The organism is Allokutzneria sp. NRRL B-24872, assembly GCF_002155965.1.
Classification (GTDB): domain Bacteria; phylum Actinomycetota; class Actinomycetes; order Mycobacteriales; family Pseudonocardiaceae; genus Allokutzneria.
This window is the reverse complement of sequence record NZ_MUMH01000125.1, coordinates 1-13,732: the sequence shown is the minus strand read 5'-3', so window position 1 is coordinate 13,732 and position 13,732 is coordinate 1. Positions and strand designations below refer to the sequence as shown.

The following is a 13,732-nucleotide window of genomic DNA, read 5'->3' as shown; positions in this document are numbered from 1 at the left end:
GGGCTACCCCTCTCACCCGTGGAGTTCCGGAGTCCCCCCGCCCTCGGGCACGCCGAGCAGCACGGGGGTGTTGTCGATGAGTCTGGTCCCGCCGACCCTGGCGGCGACGAGCAGCCTCGCCTCGCCGGTGGCGGGAGCCGGGCCGAGGTCCTTGCCGCGCAGCTCCAGGTAGTCAACGACCACCTCGGGGTGGGCGTCGAGCACCGCCCGCGCCGCCGCCACCCCCTGCTCGGCTCCCTCGATCGCGGCGTCGGTGCCCGCGGACAGCGCCTTGGGCAGCGCCAGCGCGCTGGCCCGCTCCGCCTCGGAGAGGAAGCGGTTGCGGGAGGACAGCGCCAGGTGGTCCTCGCGGTCGCGGACGATCGGCACGCCCACGACGGAGGTCTCGAAGTTCAGCTCGCGCGCCATGCGCTTGATCAGCACGAGCTGCTGGTAGTCCTTCTCACCGAAGAAGGAGTGGTCCGGGCGCACGATGTTGAACAGCTTCGCCACCACGGTGAGCACGCCCGCGAAGTGACCCGGCCGGACCGCGCCCTCCAGCTCATCGCCCAGCGGCCCCGGGTGCACCGTGACCTGCGGGGAGTCGCCGTAGATCGCCTCGGCCGACGGCGCGAGCACCAGCTCCACCCCGGCCTCCCGGCACTTGGCCAGGTCGTCCTCCAGCGTGCGCGGGTACTTGGCCAGGTCCTCGTTCGGCCCGAACTGCAACGGGTTCACGAAGATGGACACGACGGTCACGGCGTTCGGCAGCCGCCGCGCCATCCTGATCAGCTCCAGGTGGCCGTCGTGCAGCGCGCCCATCGTGGGCACCAGCGCGATCTTCCTGCCGACGCCGCGCAGCGCCCTGGTCACCTTGCCCAGCTCGGTGGGATCGGTGTGCACCGTGAGCTCGTCGCGGGTGAACTTCGGCGTGCTGGTGGTCATCGCGGGTCCTCGGAGAGTTCGGAGCGGACGGCGTCGGCGGCGTCGGGTCGCAGCAGGCCGGAGCGCTGCGCCCGGTCGGCGGTGCGCCGGGCAAGCGCCAGGTAGGCGGGCAGCGCCTCCGGCGCGGAGCTGCGGAGCACGGTGACGTGGGAGCGCACGGTCCCGGCGTCACCTCGGGCGACGGGGCCGGTGAGCGAGCGGTCGCCCAGCCGGAGCGCGTTGTCCAGCGAGGCGGACAGGATCGGCGCGAGCACCCGCTCGGCCGGCCCGATTCCCGCGTCCCGCAACAGGTCCGCGCACTCCGCGACCAGGGTCATCAGGTGGTTTGCGCCGTGCGCGATCGCGGCGTGGTAGAGCTTGCGGGCCGATTCGGGCACGCGCACCGGCTCCGCGCCCATCTCCACGACCAGGGCTTCGGCCACGTGCCAGGCGACCTCGTCCTCGTCAGCGGCGGTGACCCCGACGCAGCAGGCGGCCATGCGCTGGAGGTCCTCCTCGCGGCCGGTGAAGGTCATCACCGGGTGCAGGGCCAGCGGCAGCACGCCGATCTCGGTCGCGGGCCGCAGCACCTCAACGCCGTGCGCGCCCGCCGTGTGCACGACGATCTGCCCTGCTCGCAAGGAGTTCGTCGCGACCAGGCCGCGCACCAGGCCGCCGAGCTCGTCGTCCGGCACCGCGAGCAGCACCAGGTCGGCCTTGCGGGCGACCTCGTCGGGCGCGAGCACCGGGACTCCGGGCAGCAGCTGCTCGGCGCGGGCGAGGGAAGCGCTGGACACCGCGCAGACGCCGTTGACGATGTGGCCTGCCCTGGCGAGGGCGGCGCCGAGCACCGATCCGACCCGCCCTGCGGAGATCACTCCGACAGCGAGCCGCGCGGGGCGCTCCGACATCATCGTCCTGCTCCTCGTGGTGTTCCAGGCCCACGTCCTCCGCGGGTACCGGACAGCGGCGCGAGACTAACCGCCAGGAGGGGGCCCGCGCCGACCCTGGTGACCAGCTTCACCTGGTGCTCTGCGGGCGTCCGGGTCGGCGACGCGGCGGGCGGTTGTTCGCTGTCCCCAGCGCGCCGGGAGCGTTCACCGCGGCGGCCCGTGCCTCGTGCAGCGTGGCCAGCAGCTCCGCGTGCCGCTGGTCGGAGTTACCGCCGCAGGTGCCGTTGTGCATGCGGTGGCGCACGAACGCGAGTTCGGTGACCGCCGTCTGGTAGCCCGCGACGGCGCGCGCGGCCTCCTCGCCCGCGCGGTGCCGGACCCGGCCGAGCCACCAGCGCCTGCCCGCCATGCTGGCCAGCAGCGCCACCTCGCTCGGCGCGATCCAGCCCGCCTCGGCCATCGCGGGCAGCTGGTCGACCACGATCCGCTGCTCGCGGCGGCGCTGCCAGACCACCAGCCAGATCATCCCGGCGAAGATCGGCACCATGATCAGGAAGTAGACGTCGAGGAAGTCCAGCCCGCCGCCGAGCGTCGCCGCCGCGTTCCACAGCACGTGCAGGCCGATGGCGAGCAGGAAACCCAGCAGTGGCGCCAGAACCCGAACGGCACCGCGCGAGCTGCTGGCCGCGAGGCCGAGCCCGATGCCGGTCATCGCGGTGAACAGCGGGTGGGCGAAGGGCGAGAGCACTCCGCGCAGGATGAACACGGCGACCACACCGCTGGTGGCGTTGCCGAAACCGGCCTGGGCGAAGCCCTGACCGAAGTAGAAGATGTTCTCGGTGAAGGCGAACCCGGCTGCGGTGACGCCCGCGTAGACGATGCCGTCCACCACGCCGTCGAACTCGTGCCTGCGCCGCAGCACCAGCGCGAGCGGGAACAGCGCCTTGGCCGTCTCCTCCACCAGCGGCGCCGAGACCACCGAGCTGAGGAAGTCGCCGCCGGACGGGCCGAGCAGCAGATCGCCGACCGCGCGGGCGCTGTCGTTGATGAGCAGCGCGCTGATCGTGGCGCCGCAGGCTCCCCAGAGGAACGCGGCGAGCAGCAGCCGGGTCGGTTCGGGTTCCCACCGGTCGATCCACAGGAAGGCGCCGACGACGAAACCGACCGGCACCAGCGCTGTGCCCGCCCCGATCAGCACGGCCAGCAGGCCGACGCGCGAGGTGGCCATCCCGAGCAGGACGAGGCCGCACGTGCCGAGGAGGATCAGGCCGATCACCGAGCCGATGACGGCGCGCTGCTGTCGGCGTTGCTGAGCCGGCCGGGCCGGGAGCTCATCCGTGGTCACGATGCGTGAGCCTACGGTTTCGCCCCATACCGCTCGGAACGGACGTGCCGGTCGCACCCGCCGGGCTCGGTAGGGTGCCCGTTCCGTGCGGGACTGGCGGCAGGCGTGGCAGGCGGCGCTGTACTCCCCCGGCGGCTTCTTCGCCCGGGGCGAGCGCCCGTCCGCGCACTTCAGGACCTCGCCGCTGGTCGGGCCCGAACTCGCGCAGGCGCTGCTCGAACTGCTCTCCCGGGTGGACTTCGCGCTCGGCCGCCCCGCTTCGCTGGACTTCGTCGACGTCGGCGCGGGCGGCGGCGAGCTGTCCGCCGCCGTGCACGACCTCGCCCCGCCCGCGCTGCGGCGGCGCCTGTGCGTGACCGCCGTGGAGTTCGACCCGCCCGCCGTTCCCGCCGGGGTGCGCGTGCGCCGCGACCTCCCCGAGCAGGTCGTGGGCTTGCTCGTCGGCCACGAGTGGCTGGACTCGATCCCGTGCCAGATCGTTGAAGTCCACAGTGGACAGATCCGCGCCGTGCACGTCGACGACCACGGCGCCGAGTCCGTCGGGCCGCCCGTCACGGGTCCCGCGTTGGAGTGGCTGCACCGGTGGTGGCCGTTCGTGGAGCGAGCCGAGGTCGGCCTGCCCAGGGACGTCGCGTGGGCTGACGCGGTCGGGCGGGTGCGCGCGGGCGCGGCGCTGGCAGTCGACTACGGGCACCTCCGAGCGCGGCGGCCCCGCTTCGGCACGCTGACCGGCTACCTGGGCGGGCGCCAAGTTCTGCCGGTCCCGGACGGCAGTCGCGACCTGACCGCGCACGTCGCCATGGACTCGTGCGCCGCCGCGGCCGGGGGCGGAGTGATCACCTCGCAGGCCACCGCGCTCGCCGCCCTCGGCGTCTCCGCCGCCGCGCCCGCGTCCGGGCTCGCCGCGACAGATCCGCTGCGCTGGCTGGAGGAAGCCGCCCGAGCTGGCCGGATCGCCGAGCTGACCGACCCGATGGGGCTAGGCGGATTCCACTGGCTGCTGCATGGAAGCATTGGCCCGTGAGCAGGCAGGAAACGATCGGGGTCGGCGCGGGCGCGGCTTACCTCGGAGTCGACCGCGTGATCGACCTCGGCCCGCTGCACCCGGCGGCGCACGGCGCGTACCGGCTGCGGCTGCGCTTGGAGGGCACGGTCGTGACCGAGGCGGAGCCCCTGGTCGGCCACCTGCACCGGGGCGCGGAGAAGCTCTTCGAGGTGCGCGACTACCGCCAGGCCCTCGCGCTGGCCAACCGGCACGACTGGCTCGCCGCGTTCTGCAACGAGGTCACGCTCGCGCTCGCCGTGGAGCGGATGACCGGGATGGACGTTCCCCCAAGGGCTTTGTGGCTGCGCACCCTGTTGTGCGAGCTGAACCGGATGCTCGCGCACCTCGCGTTCCTGGCCCCGCTCACCCGCACTCCGGACGGCTCGTCGACGGCGGGCACCACCGCCGCGCAGCAGGGCATGCACGCCGTCCAGTCGGTCATGGAGGAGGCGACCGGCGGGCGAATCCACTTCATGGCAACGAGAATCGGCGGCCTGCGCGAGGACGTGCCCGCAGGCTGGACCGCCCGCGTCGCCACCGCACTGTCCACTGTGGACCTGGCGGCCATCCGTCAGTCCACTGTGGACGAAGCCGGTTTTCGCGCTCGCCACACGGGAATCGGCGTGCTCTCCGGCGACGACGTCCTCGAACTCGGCGTCACCGGCCCGGCCGCGCGGGCGAGCGGGGTGGACATCGACCTCCGCCGCGACGACCCGAGCTGCGCCTACGGGGAACTCACCGTCGAGCCCGTGCTCGGCACCACCGGCGACGCCCTGGCCCGCGTCGAGTGCATGGCCGGTGAGATCGCGCAGTCCATCCGCTTGGCCCGCGAATGCCTGGACCGCCTGCCCGGCGGCCCGGTGAACGTGCGGCTGCCCAAGGCCGTCAAGGCCCCCGAGGGCTCGGTCTACACCTGGCTCGAAGCCCCGCTCGGCGTCAGCGGCGTCTACCTGGCCTCACGCGGCGAGAAGACCCCGTGGCGGCTGAAGCTGCGCACCCCGTCGTTCAACAACGTCCAAGCCCTGGCGTCGCTTCTCCCAGGAACCGAAGTGGCCGATCTCCCCGCCGTCCTCGGTTCCTTTGCCCTGGTCGTGGGCGACATCGACAAGTGACTAGTCGTCGGCCCGGCGGCGGCGTCGGCGCGGGGTGTCGTTCACGCCGTTGGCGGCGAGCAGGTCGCTGACGGAGAGCCCAGTTCCTGAGCCGTGGTGGCCGGAGGCGGGCGCAGGCTTGGCGGGCTCGGCGTCGGACAGTTCCGGGTTCCACGCGCCGGTGGAGTCCCAGGACGGGGCGACACCCTCGGGACGACGACGACGTCCAGTGGACGACGAGGTGTCGCGGCGCGGAGGCGGGTCGTCCTGCGTGGCCCACTCCGCGTTCACGTCGACCTTCGGCGGAGGCGGCGGCGCCGGTGCCGGGGCCGAAGGCGGTGTGAGGGCTTCGCGCTTGGTCGCGGCGAGCTTGTCCATCCAGCTCGGCTCGGCGTCGCCCCGGTGCCTGCGACCGGAGGAGCGCACGGGCTCGACGTACGGCTCCGGCTCCGGCACGGGTGCGGGCTCCGGCTCGGGCTCGGGTGGGGAGAACGACTCCGACAACGAGGACAGCGCCGACGCCTCGGGCTCGGCGTGCACCTCGGGCTCCGGGCGGCGCGGCGGCTCGGACCGGCGCACGACATCGGTCTTGTGCGCCTCGGGCTCAGCGCGACGGACCTCGGGCTCGGGGCGCGGTTCCGGCTTGGTCTCCGGCTCCGGGGCGCGTTCGGGCGCGCGGTTGACGACCTGAGGCTCGCGCACCGGCGGGCGGCTGACCACCTGGGGCTCCGGGCGCTGCGGCCGTGCGGACGGCGTCGGAGCGGGCGCCGGAGCCGGTGCTGGCGTGGGTGTCGCCGGAGCTGCTGCCTGAGGAGCTGGAGCGGGCGCTGGTGTCGGGGTTGGCGCGGCCATGCGGCCCGAGTCACGTGGACCCTGCGGCGGCTGCTGAGCGGGCGCGGCCATGCGCCCGGAGTCACGCGGACCCTGCGGCGGCTGAGCGGGTGCGGCCATGCGGCCCGAGTCACGCGGGCGCTGCGGCGGCTGAGCGGGCGTGCGCTCGTGGACCTCGGTGGTCTCCACGGCGGTCACCGGCGGCACCACGGTCGTCGCGGCGGCGGGCTTCTGCGGGCGGGTGACGGGCCAGGCGTCGACGACCTCGGGCATGGCCGCGGCGGGCTGCATCTGGTGGTCGCGCCGTTGCGGCATGGACCGCGTCGGCTCGGGGCGCTGAGCGGGCTGCGGGCGCTGCGGGCGGGACGGCTCGTTGCGCACGGGCTGCGGGCGACCGGACTCGACGCGGCGCGCGCTGTCCTTGGCCATCACCTGCGTGTGCGCGGCGTCCGCGCGGACCGGCTGCTGCCGCACCTGCGCCTGGGCGGGCGCGAGCTTGCGGCGGTGCTCCTCGGTGGTCGTGATGATGCGGCTCTCGCGGCTGTCGGCGATGGCCACCAGGCGGGCCTGGTCCAGCGCGCGCATCCGCGTCGCCTCAGCGCGCAGCGCCACCCGCTCCACCAGGACCTCGCCGCCGAGCAGCGCCTCCAGGTTCTCGCGCAGCGTGCGCAGCTCACTGCGGAGGTCGTCCAGCTCGCTGCGGGAGTCGTCCTCCAGCTGGCGCCGGGTCTCGGCCTCGACCTCCAGCTCGTACTCGCGGCGGGCGGCGCACTCGCGCTCCAGCTCCAGCTCGTAGACCCGCTGCAGCTCGTCCTCGCGCTCTTCGCGCTCCACGGCCTGGTTGCGGTAGCGGGCGGCGGCGAAGGCGGCGAGCAGGGCCGCCCAGAGCGCGGCGACCACGGCGAGGCGCAGCCAACGCGAGGAGTCGCTGAACACCAACACGGCCGCGGCGACCACGGCGAAGGACAGCACTGCGACGACCAACGCCAGGCCCATGCCACGGCCTGTGCTGCGCTCGGGCGAGTCGCTGCGGCCGGTCATGGGCTCTACGGTACCTGGCGGTTATCCGACCGAGACCTCATCGGCGGGCTCATTCCCGTCTCGGTGCAGGCACGTTGTGATCCACATCAGATTTTCTGCTCAGCGCCGATGCCTGGTGATCTTGTCCGGATCGTCCGGTTCCTCGGGGGTCCGGCAGCAGTGCTCCAGCCAGAGCGCACCCCCGGCCAACGCCGCCGAGCTGACCAGTCCGACGGTCGCGGCGAGGGTGTCGCCCGCCGCCGCTTCAAGATCGGCGAAGCGCGGCGCCACGTAGAGCAGCACGGCGCCCCACACGCCCACCATGATGGCTCCTGCCAGCGAGGACGCCTTCGCCAGCGCCACGGCGCGGGCCGCGACCAGCGCGTCGACCGGCGCCGTTCCCGGCTTGCGCTGGATGCGCGCGCGGAGGCTGAGGCCGAACCACACCTCGACGCCGCCGAGCACCAGGAAGGTCAGCCCGATGAAGGCGGGCAGGCGGGGCAGCGAGTTGTACCCGACGACCAGCAGCAGATGGGCCACCAACGCCGCCAGCACCGCCGCGACCGCCAGATCCCGTGGCCTGGTGAATCTCACACTCCCCATCCTGACCCCTGCACCCTTGACAAGCCAATTAGCTAATAAGCAAACTGCCTAAGTGACAACGATCGACGTGTTGAAGGCGCTGGCCAACGAGCGGCGGATGCAGATCCTGGACTGGCTCAAGGATCCGACGCGGCACTTCCCGCCCCAGGTGGACGGGGACCTCGAACGCGACGGCGTGTGCGCGCTCTACATCGCCGAGAAGCTCGGCATGAGCCAGCCGAGCGCGGGCGAGCACCTCAAGGTCCTGGCCGCCGCCGACCTCATCGTCGGCACGCGGATCAAGCAGTGGGTCTTCTACCGGCGCAACGAGGAGCGCATCGAGGAAGTCCGCGAAGCCATGAAGGACCTGTGATGTACGACAAGCTCATCGACCTCCTCGACGCCGAGGGCGCCAACTACCGCGTCCTCGACCACGCGCCCGAGGGCCGCACCGACCTCGTCAGCGAACTTCGCGGGAACGCGCTCGCCCAGGCCGCCAAGTGCGTCGTCGTGATGGTCAAGATCGGTAAGAGGGCCAGGCGCCACGTGCTCGCCGTGGTGCCCGGCGATCGCAGGGTCGACCTGGCCGGGCTCAAGCACCTGCTCGGCGGCAGCTACGCCGCGTTCGCCCCGCAGGACGTCGCCGAGGCCCTCGCGGGCAGCGCCAGCGGCACCATCCTGCCCTTCACCTGGCACCCCGACCTCGAACTCATCGTCGATCCCGCACTGGTCGAGCAGGACGAGCTGTACTTCAACGCCGCCCGCCTGGACCGCTCGATCGCCTTGTCTGCCAACGACTACGTCGCGATCACCCGGCCACGGTTCGAACGCATCGCCGAAGCGGGGAGCACCCCGTGACCGAGTACTCGATCACCACCGAAGCGCGCTTCGCCCACCTGGAGCGCATCGACGTCGGCCAGGTCGCCGCCGCCGTCACCGAGCAGTGGCACAACCAGACCCTGTGCGCCGTCAACGACTCCGTCGTCCGCCTCGGCGTGCTCGAAGGCGAGTTCCACTGGCACAAGCACGACAACGAGGACGAGTTCTTCTACGTCGTCGAAGGACGGCTGATCATCGAGGTCGAGGGCCGCCCGGACGCCGAACTGGGCCCCGGCCAAGCCTTCACGGTGCCCAAGAACGTCATGCACCGCCCCATCGCCCCGACCCGCACCGTCGTCCTCATGGTCGAGCTCGACAAAACCCGTTTCGTACTCAACCCGGGAAAGAGAGCGCTCCCAATTCCCGCTAGGAGTACGAAACGGGAGGGTCTAGACCTCGGCCACGCGCGATGAGAGGAGCGGGGCGGTGGGGTGCACGGGCCCATTTTAGCTGGTGAGGGCTAGGTGAGGGCGAGGTCGTCGCGGCGTTGGACGCCGTTGGTGGAGAGGCGGGCGAGGAGGTCGCGCACGGGGCCGTGGCCGGGCAGCACCGCGTCGGGCTCGACGTCGAGCCACGGCAGCAGCACGGTGGCGCGATCCGGTGTCCCGGGGTGCGGCAGCAGGAGTTCGGGGTGGTCGGAGGCGATGTCGTCGACGGCGACCACGTCCACATCGAGCACCCGAGGGCCCCACCGCACGAGGCGTTCCCGCCCGGCCTGCTCCTCCAGGTCCTGACCGCGGCGCAGCCAGTACCACTCGTCGGCGTCCTCGGCCTCGACGACGAGCACCGCGTTGAGGAAGTCCTCCTGCTCGACCCCGCCCCACGGAGCCGTTTCGTAGACCGACGACACGGCGACCAGCTCGGGCCGGAAACCGTCGACGGCGGCCTGGAGGAACGCCAAGCGGTCCCCCATGTTCGAGCCCAACGACAGCACAGCCCTGCTCACTCGGACGCGCGTCCCTTCCGCCGAGAACGCCGAACGGTCACGGCGACATCGGTGAACTCCAACGGGATCGGCGCGTTGGGCTTGTGGATCGTCACCTCGGTGGCGTGCGCGCGCTCGTCCATCATCACGTCGTCGGCGACGCGGCCGGCGACGGTCTCGATGAGGTCGCAGGGCTTGCCGCCGACGATCTCCGCGGCGCGCTCGGCGAGGACGCCGTAGTGCAGCGTGTGCCGGAGGTCGTCGGTCTCGGCGGCGCGGTCGAGGTCGATCCAGACGGTGATGTCGACGACGAAGTCCTGGCCGTCGCGCTTCTCGTGGTCGAAGACGCCGTGGTGGCCGCGCACCCGCAGCCCCGTCAGCGTGATCCGGTCCGTCATCGGTCCTCCCAGCCTCGCGCCCACGCGGTCGCCACCGCCACCGCGTCCAACGACCCAGCAACATCGTGCACCCGCACGCCCCACGCGCCGGAAGAGGCCGCCAGCGCGGTGATCGCGGCGGTGGCGAACTCCCTGCCGTCGGGTGGGCGCGGCGCCCCGTCAGCGTCGGCGAGCAGCGCGCCGAGGAACCGCTTGCGCGAAGCCCCGACGAGCAGCGGGAAGCCCAGCTTCACCAGTTCGTCCAGCCTGCGCAGCAGTTCCCAGTCCTGCCTGCGGCTCTTCGCGAACCCGAGCCCGGGGTCGAGCACGATCGCGTCCTCGGCGACCCCGGCGGCGACGGCCACCTCGACGCGCGCGGTGAGTTCGGCGGCCACGTCGGAGACGACGTCGGTGTAACTGGCGAGCAGGTCCATCTCGGTGCTGTGACCGCGCCAGTGCATCAAGATCCACGGGCAGCCAGCATCGGCCACCACGTGCGCCATCCGCTCGTCGGCCAAGCCGCCCGAGACGTCGTTGACCACGGTGGCACCGGCCTCCAGCGCCGCGACGGCGACCTCGCCGCGCATGGTGTCCACGCTGGTCCGCACGCCGTGCGAGGTGAGGTCGCGGATCACCGGGACCACGCGGGCGGCCTCGACGGCGGGGGCGACGCGCTGCGCGCCGGGCCGGGTGGACTCGCCGCCGACGTCGATCAGGTCGGCGCCGCGGTGGAACATCTCGATGCCGTGCGCGACGGCGTCGTCGTGGTCGAGGTAGCGCCCGCCGTCGGAGAACGAGTCGGGCGTGACGTTGAGGATGCCCATCACGGCGCACCGGCCGGTGCTGGGCAGAGCGGAGTGGACCATCACCGGGCCTTGATCAGCGCGATGGCCTCGGCCCTGGTCGACGCGGAGTCCCGCATCAGCCCGCGCACGGCGGAGGTCGTGGTCAGCGCACCGGCCTTCTTGATGCCCCTCATGCCCATGCAGAGATGTTCCGCCTGCATCACCACGATCACCCCGCGGGGGTTGAGCTTGCGCACGAGCGCGTCGGCCACCTGCGAGGTCAGCCGCTCCTGCACCTGCGGGCGCCGCGCGTAGAGGTCGACCAGCCGCGCGAGCTTGGACAGCCCGGTCACCTGGCCCCGCGCGTTCGGGATGTAGCCGACGTGGGCCACGCCGTGGAAGGGCAGCAGGTGGTGCTCGCAGGTGGAGTACATCGGGATGTCGGTGACCAGGACGAGCTCCTCGTGGCTCTCGTCGAAGGTCTTGTCGAGCACCTCGTCCGGGTTCGCGCGCAGCCCGGCGAACAGTTCCTCGTAGGCCCGCGCGACCCGGGCCGGGGTGTCCCTCAGCCCCTCGCGGGTGGGGTCCTCCCCCACCGCGGCGAGCAGTTCGCGGACAGCGGCCTCGGCGCGCTCCCGGTCGAAGACCTGGTGCCCGCCGAGGCCGCGTGTGCCGTCGGTGTCGTTGCCGTTCAGCGCTTGCCGTCCTGGGAGTCGGCGTCGATCGAGCGCTGCACCTCTTTCTGCGCCTCCGGCTGCTGCTGCTGCTGCTCGGTCGGGCGCTCGGTGCTCGGCGGCTGCTGCTGCCCGCTCCACGTCGCCGCCGGGCCGCCGGGGGCGGTCGCCGGGGTCCAGCCGGGAGGTGCCCCGTAGTAGGGCGGTCCCGGCGCGTGCGGCTGGGCGGGAGCGACCTGCTCGGCGTCCTGCTGCGCCTGCCACGCGGGCGGGTGCGGCTGCTGCGGACCGCTGCCGTTGGGGCCGGGCGTCTCCCCGCTGCCGTGCGGCGGACCGCCGGGCAGGTCGTTGCCGCCGGGGGCGGTGCCGACCGGGGTGGGCTCGGGCTCCTCGACGACCGGGGGCCACGGCTCGCCGCGCTCGATGGCCAACTCGCCCTTGGTCTTGATGGGCGGCTTGTCCGAGGGCGTGCGCCCGCCGAAGTCGTTGAACGCGGTGATCCTCGGCCGCTTCTCCACCGTGGCGAAGACGCGCTCCAGGTCCTTGCGCTGCAACGTCTCCTTGTCGAGCAGTTCGACCACGAGCGAGTCGAGGACCTCGCGGTACTGGGACAGGATCTCCCAGGCCTCGGTGTGCGCGACCTCGATGAGCTTGCGCACCTCCTCGTCGATCTCGTGCGCGACCTCCAGCGAGTAGTCCGGCTGGTGGCCCATCTGCCTGCCGAGGAACGGCTCGCCCTGGTTGGTCCCGTACTTCACGGCGCCGAGCTTGGCGCTCATGCCGTACTCGGTGACCATCGCGCGGGCGATCTTGGTGGCCTGCTCGATGTCGCTGGAGGCGCCGGTGGTGGGCTCGTGGAAGATCAGCTCCTCCGCCGAGCGCCCGCCCATCGCGAACACCAGCCTCGCGATCATCTCGGAGCGGGTCATCAGCTCCTTGTCGTCCTCGGGCACCACCAGCGCGTGCCCGCCGGTGCGACCGCGCGGCATGATCGTGACCTTGTAGACCGGCTCCAGGTCGGGCATGGCCCACGCCGCGAGCGCGTGGCCCGCCTCGTGGTAGGCCGCGACCTTCTTCTCCTTCTCGGAGATCATCCGGCTCTTGCGGGCCGGACCGCCGACGACGCGGTCCACCGACTCCTCGAGGGCCTCGGCCGTGATGAGCTGGCCGTTGTGCCGCGCGGTGAGCAGCGCGGCCTCGTTGAGCACGTTGGCCAGGTCAGCGCCCGAGAAGCCTACGGTGCGCTTGGCCAGCGAGTCCAGGTCCGCGTCCGGGTCGAGCGGCTTGCTCTTGGAGTGCACCCGCAGGATCGCCTTGCGGCCGGCGAGGTCGGGCGCGGCGACGGGGATCTGCCGGTCGAAGCGGCCCGGGCGCAGCAGCGCCGGGTCCAGGATGTCCGGCCGGTTGGTCGCCGCGATCAGGATGATGCCGCCGCGCGAGTCGAAGCCGTCCATCTCGACCAGCAGCTGGTTGAGGGTCTGCTCGCGCTCGTCGTGCCCACCGCCGAGGCCGGCGCCGCGGTGGCGGCCGACCGCGTCGATCTCGTCGACGAAGATGATGCACGGGGCGTTCTGCTTGGCCTGCTCGAACAGGTCGCGCACCCGGGAGGCGCCGACGCCGACGAACATCTCGACGAAGTCCGAGCCGGAGATCGAGTAGAACGGCACCCCGGCCTCACCGGCGACGGCCCTGGCGAGCAGCGTCTTACCGGTTCCCGGCGGCCCGTAGAGCAGCACGCCCTTGGGGATCTTGGCGCCGAGCGCCTGGTAGCGGCCGGGGTTCTGGAGGAAGTCCTTGATCTCGTAGAGCTCCTCCACCGCCTCGTTGGCACCGGCCACGTCGGCGAAGGTGGTCTTCGGCATGTCCTTGGACAACTGCTTGGCCTTGGACTTGCCGAAGTTCAAGACCCGGCTGCCACCGCCCTGCGAGTTGTTCATCATCCACATCAGCAGGACGAGGACGAGGCCGACCGGTATCAGGTAGAGCAGCGCCGTTACCAGCAGCGACTCCTGGGTGACCTCGGTCTTCCAGCCGCCGGACATGTTCTTGGCGTTGATCAGCGTCTGGACCAGCTGACCGGAGCCCCCCGAGGGGAACTGCGTGATCAGCCGGGTCTTGTTGCCGTCGACCGGGTTGTTCAGATCGAGTTTGAGCCGCTGTTCCTTGTCCTGGAGGATCGCGCTCTTGACGTTGCCGTTGTTGAGCTGTTCCAGGGCGCGGGAGGTGNNTCCGGCTTTCGTCCGGCGACCGTCGTCCGACCAGCGTACCGCCCGAGCCCGCTCCCGCTCCGAAGCACGGCGCGGGGCGATCCGGGCGCACCGGTCTCCCCAGGCAACGGGCGAGGGCCGCCGAGGGTTCCCCCGCGCTCCCCCAACCCCGCGG

General features: G+C 72.3%; 15 protein-coding genes. 5 read left to right on the top strand and 10 right to left on the bottom strand.

All coding sequences use genetic code 11. From position 1 onward, the window contains the following. Positions 1 to 12: 12 nt before the first annotated feature. The 3 genes from panC to CCN37_RS28860 form a co-directional block, all read right to left on the bottom strand. The gene (panC, locus tag CCN37_RS28870) at positions 13 to 924 is read right to left on the bottom strand and encodes a pantoate--beta-alanine ligase (protein WP_086826826.1); all 912 of its coding nucleotides are present in this window, start codon (positions 922 to 924) and stop codon (positions 13 to 15) included. After that, on the bottom strand, positions 921 to 1,817 hold the full coding sequence (locus CCN37_RS28865; protein ID WP_086826823.1) for a Rossmann-like and DUF2520 domain-containing protein: 897 nt from the start codon (positions 1,815 to 1,817) through the stop codon (positions 921 to 923). Before CCN37_RS28865 ends, panC begins: the two co-directional genes overlap by 4 nt. 106 nt (positions 1,818 to 1,923) lie before the next feature. Beyond that, positions 1,924 to 3,141 (bottom strand): PrsW family intramembrane metalloprotease, encoded by a 1,218-nt coding sequence (locus tag CCN37_RS28860; protein ID WP_246843370.1) that lies wholly within the window; start codon positions 3,139 to 3,141, stop codon positions 1,924 to 1,926. An 85-nt stretch (positions 3,142 to 3,226) separates the two neighbouring features. On the opposite strand from CCN37_RS28860, the gene CCN37_RS28855 reads away from it, so the two are divergent. Both CCN37_RS28855 and CCN37_RS28850 read left to right on the top strand, forming a co-directional pair. After that, positions 3,227 to 4,165, top strand: a complete 939-nt coding sequence (locus tag CCN37_RS28855) for an SAM-dependent methyltransferase (RefSeq protein ID WP_086826817.1) — start codon at positions 3,227 to 3,229, stop codon at positions 4,163 to 4,165. Next, positions 4,162 to 5,298 carry an NADH-quinone oxidoreductase subunit D gene (locus CCN37_RS28850; RefSeq protein ID WP_086826814.1) on the top strand — a complete coding sequence of 379 codons (1,137 nt, stop codon included), beginning with the start codon at positions 4,162 to 4,164 and terminating at the stop codon, positions 5,296 to 5,298. Before CCN37_RS28855 ends, CCN37_RS28850 begins: the two co-directional genes overlap by 4 nt. Here the strand turns inward: CCN37_RS28850 and CCN37_RS41110 are convergent, their stop codons facing one another. Both CCN37_RS41110 and CCN37_RS28840 read right to left on the bottom strand, forming a co-directional pair. Continuing rightward, entirely contained in the window at positions 5,299 to 7,149 is a 1,851-nt protein-coding gene (locus tag CCN37_RS41110; RefSeq protein ID WP_086826811.1) for a DUF6779 domain-containing protein, read from the bottom strand. It abuts the gene before it with no gap. A gap of 99 nt (positions 7,150 to 7,248) precedes the next feature. Beyond that, a complete protein-coding gene (locus tag CCN37_RS28840; RefSeq protein ID WP_086826808.1) occupies positions 7,249 to 7,722 on the bottom strand; it encodes a DUF3180 domain-containing protein in 474 nt (157 codons plus the stop codon). A gap of 61 nt (positions 7,723 to 7,783) precedes the next feature. Here CCN37_RS28840 and CCN37_RS28835 point away from each other — a divergent pair, with 61 nt between their 5' ends. From CCN37_RS28835 to CCN37_RS28825, 3 genes are read left to right on the top strand one after another with little or no spacing between them, the layout of a single operon-like run. After that, positions 7,784 to 8,083, top strand: a complete 300-nt coding sequence (locus CCN37_RS28835) for a helix-turn-helix transcriptional regulator (protein ID WP_086826805.1) — start codon at positions 7,784 to 7,786, stop codon at positions 8,081 to 8,083. Then, positions 8,083 to 8,568: a YbaK/EbsC family protein gene (locus CCN37_RS28830; RefSeq protein ID WP_086826803.1), complete on the top strand. Its 486-nt coding sequence runs from the start codon at positions 8,083 to 8,085 to the stop codon at positions 8,566 to 8,568. The genes CCN37_RS28835 and CCN37_RS28830 overlap by 1 nt, the downstream gene beginning before the upstream one ends. Further along, positions 8,565 to 9,002, top strand: coding sequence for a cupin domain-containing protein (locus CCN37_RS28825; RefSeq protein ID WP_086826801.1), 438 nt, complete (start codon positions 8,565 to 8,567; stop codon positions 9,000 to 9,002). Before CCN37_RS28830 ends, CCN37_RS28825 begins: the two co-directional genes overlap by 4 nt. Positions 9,003 to 9,049: 47 nt before the next feature. On the opposite strand, the gene folK is transcribed toward CCN37_RS28825, so the two are convergent. Genes folK through ftsH form a run of 5 tightly spaced genes read right to left on the bottom strand, consistent with a single transcriptional unit; the run spans position 9,050 to position 13,659 of the window. Continuing rightward, the gene (gene folK / locus CCN37_RS28820; RefSeq protein ID WP_086826799.1) at positions 9,050 to 9,535 is read right to left on the bottom strand and encodes a 2-amino-4-hydroxy-6-hydroxymethyldihydropteridine diphosphokinase; all 486 of its coding nucleotides are present in this window, start codon (positions 9,533 to 9,535) and stop codon (positions 9,050 to 9,052) included. Beyond that, positions 9,532 to 9,912 (bottom strand): dihydroneopterin aldolase, encoded by a 381-nt coding sequence (gene folB, locus CCN37_RS28815; RefSeq protein WP_086826797.1) that lies wholly within the window; start codon positions 9,910 to 9,912, stop codon positions 9,532 to 9,534. Before folB ends, folK begins: the two co-directional genes overlap by 4 nt. Next, positions 9,909 to 10,757 (bottom strand): dihydropteroate synthase, encoded by an 849-nt coding sequence (gene folP / locus CCN37_RS28810; protein WP_086826795.1) that lies wholly within the window; start codon positions 10,755 to 10,757, stop codon positions 9,909 to 9,911. Before folP ends, folB begins: the two co-directional genes overlap by 4 nt. After that, positions 10,757 to 11,371 (bottom strand): GTP cyclohydrolase I FolE, encoded by a 615-nt coding sequence (folE, locus tag CCN37_RS28805; RefSeq protein ID WP_086826872.1) that lies wholly within the window; start codon positions 11,369 to 11,371, stop codon positions 10,757 to 10,759. The genes folP and folE overlap by 1 nt, the downstream gene beginning before the upstream one ends. After that, positions 11,368 to 13,659, bottom strand: a complete 2,292-nt coding sequence (ftsH, locus tag CCN37_RS28800) for an ATP-dependent zinc metalloprotease FtsH (RefSeq protein ID WP_086826874.1) — start codon at positions 13,657 to 13,659, stop codon at positions 11,368 to 11,370. Before ftsH ends, folE begins: the two co-directional genes overlap by 4 nt. Between the last annotated feature and the right edge of the window lie 73 nt (positions 13,660 to 13,732).